Consider the following 6,677-nt stretch of genomic DNA (forward strand, 5'->3'; position numbering starts at 1 on the left):
GAAAAAAACTGGACCTTAATCCACCACCGCCACCCGGCTCTGCCCGCCGGCCAGTCGGCGCACCTCGACGCGGATACCGATGCGCTCGGTCATCTCCTGCACGTGGGAGATCACCCCCACCTTGCGGCCCTGGGCCTGGAGGCTGTCCAGGGCTTCCATGGCCACGCGCAGGGAGTCGGCATCCAGGCTGCCGAAGCCTTCGTCGATGAACAGGGATTCGACCCGCACCCGGTGGGACGACAGGGACGCCAGCCCGAGGGCCAGGGCCAGGGACACCAGGAAGGACTCGCCGCCGGACAGGGAATGCACCGAGCGCAGCTCGTCGCCCATGTCCTGGTCGAGCACCAGCAGGCCCAGGCTGTCGGCGATGCGCTGCAGACGGTAGCGGCGGGACAGGCTCTCCAGGTGGCGGTTGGCGTAGCCGAGCAGGATGTCGAGGGTGAGCTGCTGGGCGAAGTTGCGGAATTTCTTGCCATCGGCCGAGCCGATCAGCTCGCCCAGGCGGGCCCACAGATCCGTGCGGGCCTGCTGGCGGGCCAGGTCGGCCTGCAGGCTGCCGCTGCGGGTGCGGCGTTCGTCGTCCCGGGCCAGTTCGAGCTTGATGCCGGTGTGGGCCTCGCGGGCCTCGGCCACTTCGGCGGCCAGCCGGGTGTGGCGGGCGTTGAGCGCGTCGACGCCCTCCTCGCCCGGCACGGTGGCCTGGTGCGCGGCCAGGCTGGCTTCGTTGTTATGGAGCACGGCGGTGGCGGTATCGACGGCGGTGTCGAGGGCCTGCAGGGCCTGGCGTTCGGTGCTCAGCCAGTCGGGCGCATGGGCCAGGGCGACACGCAGTTGGGGCAGATCCAGGGCCGCGCCCTGGGCTGCGTTGAAGTCAGTAAGCCAATCATCCAGGCGCCGGGCGGCGTCCTGTGCCGCCGCCTGCACGGCGGCAATCCGGCTGCGGGCCTGGCCCAGGGCTTCGTCCTGGCGGGCGCGCTGGGCCTCGGCCGCCTGGGTGGCGCCCTGGCACAGGCGCAGGGTCTCGGCGGCCTGGGCCACGGCGTCGTTGAGGGCAGCCTCCACCTTCGCCACCGGGCGGCCTTCAAAGAGATCCGCGCGCTCGGCCTGCATGCGGGTCAGCGTCCGGGCGTGGGTATCGAACTCCTGCTGCCGGGTGGCCTGCTGGCCGGCGGCGGAATCGAGGGCGGTGGTGGTGGCCAGCAGCTCCGCGTCGAGTGCCAGCAGGCGGCGCTCGGATTCCTGCTGCCGGGTCTGGGCGGTCGTCCATTCCTGGGCGGCCGCGCCGGTGTGCCGGGCAAACGCCGCGGGGTCGGCCTGCCAGCGGCTGCGCCAGTCGTCGCCGGCCGGAAAGGCGGCGTTCAGACCATCCAGGCTTTGGGCCAGGTCACGCCGGGCGTCGTCCAGACGCTGCGCCAGGCTCTGCCGCGCCTGGACGGCCTGCTGGTGGGCCAGGGTGTGCTGATTGAGGTCGGCGCGGGCCTGGGCCTCGGCGGCCCTGGCCGCTTCCAGGGTGCGCTGCGCCTGATCCCGCTGGGTCAGCAGGGCGCGCTGGCGGGTTTCGATCTGGTCGATGGCGGCCAGCGCCGCGTCGGCCTCGGCCAGCCGGGCCTGCAGCCAGGGGGCTTGCGCCTCGGGGGCAAGGCTTGCCAGCTCGGGCAGTTCCGGCAGCAGGGCGGCCTGGTCGCGGGTCGCCGCCTCCAGCTCGGTGTGCAGGCTGGCGAGGCTTTGCGCCAGCTTGGTGAGCTGGGCGTTGCCACTGGCGACATGGGCCTGGGCGGTGGCGATCAGCTGGCTGAGGCTGGCGTGGGCCTGCCTGGCCTGGCTCAGGTTGGCCTCCAGCCCCTGCAGCATGGCCCGGGCCTGGGGGTCGTGGGCGGCGTAGGGGTGCTCGATGGCGCCGCACACCGGGCAGGGGCTGTCCGGGGTGAGCTGCTGGCGCAGGGCTTCCACGTTTTCACTGGCGGCGAGGCGGGCGATGGCCAGGGCGCGCTCGGCGGCGTCGGCGTCCCGCGCCAGCAGGGGCAGGCGCCCTTGCCCTTCGGCCAGGGTGGCCTCATGCCCGGCCAGGGCCTTGCGGGTGGCGGCTTCGTCCTGCTGCTGGGTGTGCAGGCTGGCCCGCAGGCGGGCCTGATCGCTGGCCAGTTGGGCGGCCCGGCCCAGGTGGTGGTGGCGGGCCTGAAGGGCCTTGCGCTGGCCGGCCAGGGCGTCGGGGTCGATGGCGGCGCACTGCCCGGCGAGGCCCGTGTGCGTGTCGAGGGCCTTGGCTGCGGCCTCGACGGCGGTGCTCAGGCGCTGCCCGGCGCGCTCCAGTTCGCCCTGGAGGCGGGCCTCGCTGCGGGCCGCTTCGTCCTGTTCGGCGGCAAGGGCCTGCTGGCTGCGCCACTGCCCGGCGGCCTGCCCCAGCAGGGTCTCCCAGCGGGGCCAGGCTTCGGCCAGGGGGCGCAGGCCGGGGTGATCGGCCAGCCAGCGGGCGGCCTCATCCCGCGCACTGCGGGCCGCCTCACGCTCGGCGGCCACCCGCTGCCGGGTGGTCTGAGCCTGGGTGTGGGCCTGGGCGGCGGCATCCCGGGCCAGGCGGGCGGCGTCGTGCTGGGGGGCGACCAGGGCGATGCCGGCGTCCAGCGCCCGGGCATCGTTGAGCCGGGGCTGGGCGGCGTTGCGGGCCTGCTCGGCCGCAGCAAGAGTCTGCTCGGCGGTTGTGTGGCGGGTGGCGCAGTCGGCGGCGGTGCGGAGGGCGGTAGCCAGGGCAGCCTCCTTGTCGGCCACGGCCTTGCCGGTGTCAACCTGCTCGGCGTTCAGGCGGTCCAGCTCGGCGCACAGGGGCCGGGCGGGCTGCACGGCCTCGACACGGGCCAGGGCGATGCGCCGGGCTTCGGCGCCCTCCCGGGCCTGGCGGGCCTGTTCGCGCTGCGTCTGGCTTTCGGCCACGCGGGCGGCCAGACGGGCCAGCTCCTGGTGCCAGCGCAGTTGCGCTTCGACGGCCGCCTGCTGCCGGGTGAGTGCGTCCAGGCGGGCGGTCTGCTCGACCAGGGCGGCCTCACGGGCCTGGCGGACGTCGGCCTCCAGGGGCACCTGATCGGCCAACTGGGCCTGGAGCAGGCGCAGGGCTTCGGCTTCGGCCTTGGCCCGGGCGTAGGCCTGGCGGGAGATCTCGGCATAGGCGGCGGTGCCGGTGAGGGTCTGCAGCAGCTCGGCGCGCTCGTCGTCCGAGGCCCGCAGAAAGGCGGCAAAGTCGTTCTGGGCCAGGAGCACCGCACGGGTGAACTGCTCGAAGCTGAGGCCGATGCGCCCCTCGATGAGCTTGAGGGTCTCAAGCTTGCCGTTGCCGCTCAGCACCTGGCCGTCGTCGATGCGCGTGAGGCTCAGCTCGCTGGCCTGCAGACGTCCCTCGGCCTTGCTACGCGCCCGGCGCACCGTCCAGCGCGCCCGGTAGGCCACGCCGTCGCTCCCCACAAAATCCACCTCAGCAAAGCCCTCCCCCGCCCCCCGGCGCAGCAGGGTGCGCGGGTCGGACGGGCCGACGCTGTGCTCGCCCACGTCGGGGATGGTCTCGCCCCGGCTGGCAGCCCGCAGCAGGCGCGGCGTGGCGTCGTAGAGGGCCACGCACAGGGCATCCAGCAGCGTGCTTTTGCCCGCGCCGGTGGGGCCGGTGATGGCAAACAGGCCGGCGCTGGCCAGGGGCTCGGACTGGAAGTCCACGCAGAACTCAGTGGCCAGGGAGGCCAGGTTGCGACCGCGGATGGCAAGGATTTTCATGCGTCAGGGGCCGCCCCGGCCGGGCTGGTCGGGCTGGCGAGGAGTTCATTGAAGGCGCCCATCAGCTCGGCGGGCGGCGCGTCGCCAAAGCGGTGGGCATACAGGCGCTGGAAGAAATCCGCCGGCCCCAGGGCTTCGAGCTCATCCACCGACAGGGCCGGCGCGGCGGCCTCATCGGCGCTGCGGGCGTAGGTGGTCTCAATGCGGGCGAGGCGCACCGGCTTGCCGGCCAGGGCTGCCTCCACCCGGGCACGCAGGCCGGGCTCGGGCTGATCCAGGCGGACCCGCACCTGCAGGTAGGGCCAGCCGGCCTCGGGGCCGTCGGGCAGCGCCAGCGCCTCCAGGGCAGCCAGGGCCTCGTCCACCGACGCCGGCCTGGCGGGCACCCGCAGCAGCTCCACCGCCCGGGGCACCCGCACATCCCGCACGCTGGCCACCGCCTCCCCGTCCAGATCCACCAACACCACCTGATGGGGATAGTGGATCTCGGAAAACGACAGGGGCAAGGGGCTGCCGCAGTAGCGCCGGGTTGGGTCCTTACCGATGCACTGCGCCAGGTGCAGATGCCCCAGGGCCACATAGGCAATGGCCGGATCAAAGAGGCTGGCCGACAGGGCCTCGGCCCCACCCACCACGATGCGCCGCTCGGATTCCACCGACACCTCGCCCCCGGTCATGTGGCAATGCCCCATGGCCACCAGGGCCTGCCCCGGCCGCCGCCGCGCCAGCGCCACATCCAGCACCTGCCGGTGCAGCAATTCGATGCCCGCCAGATAGGCGTCCTCCGCCCCCTCCACCCGCGGCACGTCCGCCGGCCGCAAAAAGGGCATGGCCATGCACCAGGCCTCCACCTCACCACCCCGCCCCTTGAGGGGCACCAGCAGCCGCTCCACCTCCACCTCCCCCGCCGTGCGCACCGTCTGCCCCACCACATGGGCATCCAGCAGCGCCAGAAACGGCAAAGGCGCCTCCAGCCGCCCCGGCGAATCATGGTTGCCGGCAATGATCACGATATTGAGCCACGGCACCCGCCGCCGCGCCTCGGTGAGAAAGCGGTAAAGCTGCGTCTGGGACTGGGAAGAGGGATTGGCGTTGTCGAACACGTCGCCGGCGATCAGCAACGCGTCCACCGCCTCCGCCTCAAGGGTGTCGAGAAGCCACGCGAGGAAAGCCACGTGCTCATGGCTGCGCTCGAACTGATGCAGGGTCTGGCCGAGATGCCAGTCGGATGTGTGGAGCAGTCGCATGGGGGCTTGGGGTGGCTTGCTGGATAGCGGGGGGATGGGGATTGTCGGCGGAAGGGGGTGGAGGGGGCAAGCGGGTGGGGGGATGTCAGGTGGGTGGGAGGGGAGTGACGTAGTTCATTGAGGGGTAGGGGTGGGAGGTGGGAGGATTGCGGGGTGAGTGACAGGGAGGGTGGTGATGTGTTTCGGTCAGAAGCGGCCGATCACCGCCTAATGCAGATAGCTGCCATCCGGGTGAAGCGGCATGCTCTCGGTCTATGTGCTAATTGAATTAGATCGCCCCGCCATGGTGTCGGCTGCTGCATTTCCTGACGTGCTATTTGCATTGTGCGTGGTTTGCGTTATTGAACAATAACTTGCCGGCTGTGTTATTCGGCAGTCTCCGATGCTGTGCGGCAGAACTGTCGCCAGAAAAAAGCTGGGCCCAAAAATGGCTGAAAGTGCCGAACACGCATTCATCTCTGACACCTTCAATCGAACGTTGGAAGCGTTTTCGAACACGCGTCTGTACACGTTCCGAGAGTCGGCGCGAAAGGCGTTCGACTTTTCGTGCACTCTAACCCGCGACTTGTCGCGAACACTTGTGGGACAAACTCTGTGGAAACACGAAGAGGGAATAGACAAAGATCTACGGCATTTGATTCTGGACGAAGAGTCCAACATAAAGGTCTACCTGTGTCGGGATTTGCTTAAGACAAGAGCACGTGTGGAGGATGTCTTGGCAAATTTTCGCCAATCATCTCTCGGTGAGCACCTGTTCAAGCTTCGAGTATTTTGGCTACCTCCTGATTTCGAGGCGGGCAATGATAGCCATGAGGCGATTATTCGCCATCAGATTAAAGAAGCGGTTTACAACGACGTATTACTTAGCGTCGTCTTCGGGAATATCACAGCCGCGGACGTTTCCACGTTCCTCCTAACTCCAGGCTATCCAGGCGTCAATTTTGCGGTTTTGAGAACTCTCTCTGAAGAAGGCTTCATCAACTATCCTTGGCTCTCGAAGAGGATCGGGGTTAGCACGTCAAAGCTTCGCGAAACAATGCCATATCTCTTGGGTTGCGGCTTTGCGAGTTCGAAGCGAATGGAGAGCATGCCCTACCTGACCAAGAAAGGTCGGCTATTTCTAGAAATCATCCGCACGTTCTCGCAGGAATCCCCCGGACCATTCGGGGTCGAACTGTTATATCTGATGAGCAAGCTCAACATCCAGCCACGGCCCATACAGTTATATAGAGATGCTAGGGACTATGAAGCGGATAGCTTCCCGAGCTTGCTTTACCACCTTGAAGGGGCCACGCGTGAATATGGAGTGGACTTAAATTCTATGAAGTTCACTTTCGAAGAAAGAACGCTCCGAGATCCGGCCCAACCAACGGTTCAACCGGACGGCCCCGCCCACGGCGGATCCGTCCGGCTAACCTAGGCGTTAGCGGGCCGATGCAAAACACCGAGAAGCCGCGCCACGCACAGACCGCTCGGGTTCTCCATGAGGGCATGGTCATCGTAGCTGAGTTTAGCCGGCTGGCCGTTGCCTTTTCTCATGAGCTTCGCGTCCGGATCGGTGGTGCTCTGGTGGGTGGCGTTGGAACGCTTCTCGCCCTTGAAATCCACCATCCCGGTGCCGTCCCCGGGCTTGGGCGGTTCGTCATCGTCCTTGCGCTTGAAGCTCTTGAAGGA

General features: G+C 68.5%; 3 protein-coding genes and 1 pseudogene. 1 reads left to right on the forward strand and 3 read right to left on the reverse strand.

Features of this window, described 5'->3' with window-relative positions; all coding sequences use genetic code 11:
* Positions 1–15 precede the first annotated feature (15 nt).
* Together ACIQ09_RS13350 and ACIQ09_RS13355 are read right to left on the reverse strand one after the other, a co-directional pair.
* Complete coding sequence (locus ACIQ09_RS13350) at positions 16–3,756, reverse strand: AAA family ATPase (RefSeq protein WP_398310536.1); 3,741 nt, start codon at positions 3,754–3,756, stop codon at positions 16–18.
* Entirely contained in the window at positions 3,753–5,003 is a 1,251-nt protein-coding gene (locus tag ACIQ09_RS13355) for an exonuclease SbcCD subunit D (protein ID WP_398310539.1), read from the reverse strand. Before ACIQ09_RS13355 ends, ACIQ09_RS13350 begins: the two co-directional genes overlap by 4 nt.
* 427 nt (positions 5,004–5,430) lie before the next feature.
* Here ACIQ09_RS13355 and ACIQ09_RS13360 point away from each other — a divergent pair, with 427 nt between their 5' ends.
* Entirely contained in the window at positions 5,431–6,423 is a 993-nt protein-coding gene (locus tag ACIQ09_RS13360) for a hypothetical protein (protein ID WP_398310542.1), read from the forward strand.
* Positions 6,424–6,461: 38 nt separating this feature from the next.
* Here the strand turns inward: ACIQ09_RS13360 and ACIQ09_RS13365 are convergent.
* Positions 6,462–6,677 (reverse strand): annotated as a pseudogene (locus ACIQ09_RS13365) (IS5/IS1182 family transposase); the annotation flags it as partial.

The sequence above is a fragment of the Zoogloea sp. genome, assembly GCF_044344315.1.
GTDB lineage: Bacteria > Pseudomonadota > Gammaproteobacteria > Burkholderiales > Rhodocyclaceae > Zoogloea.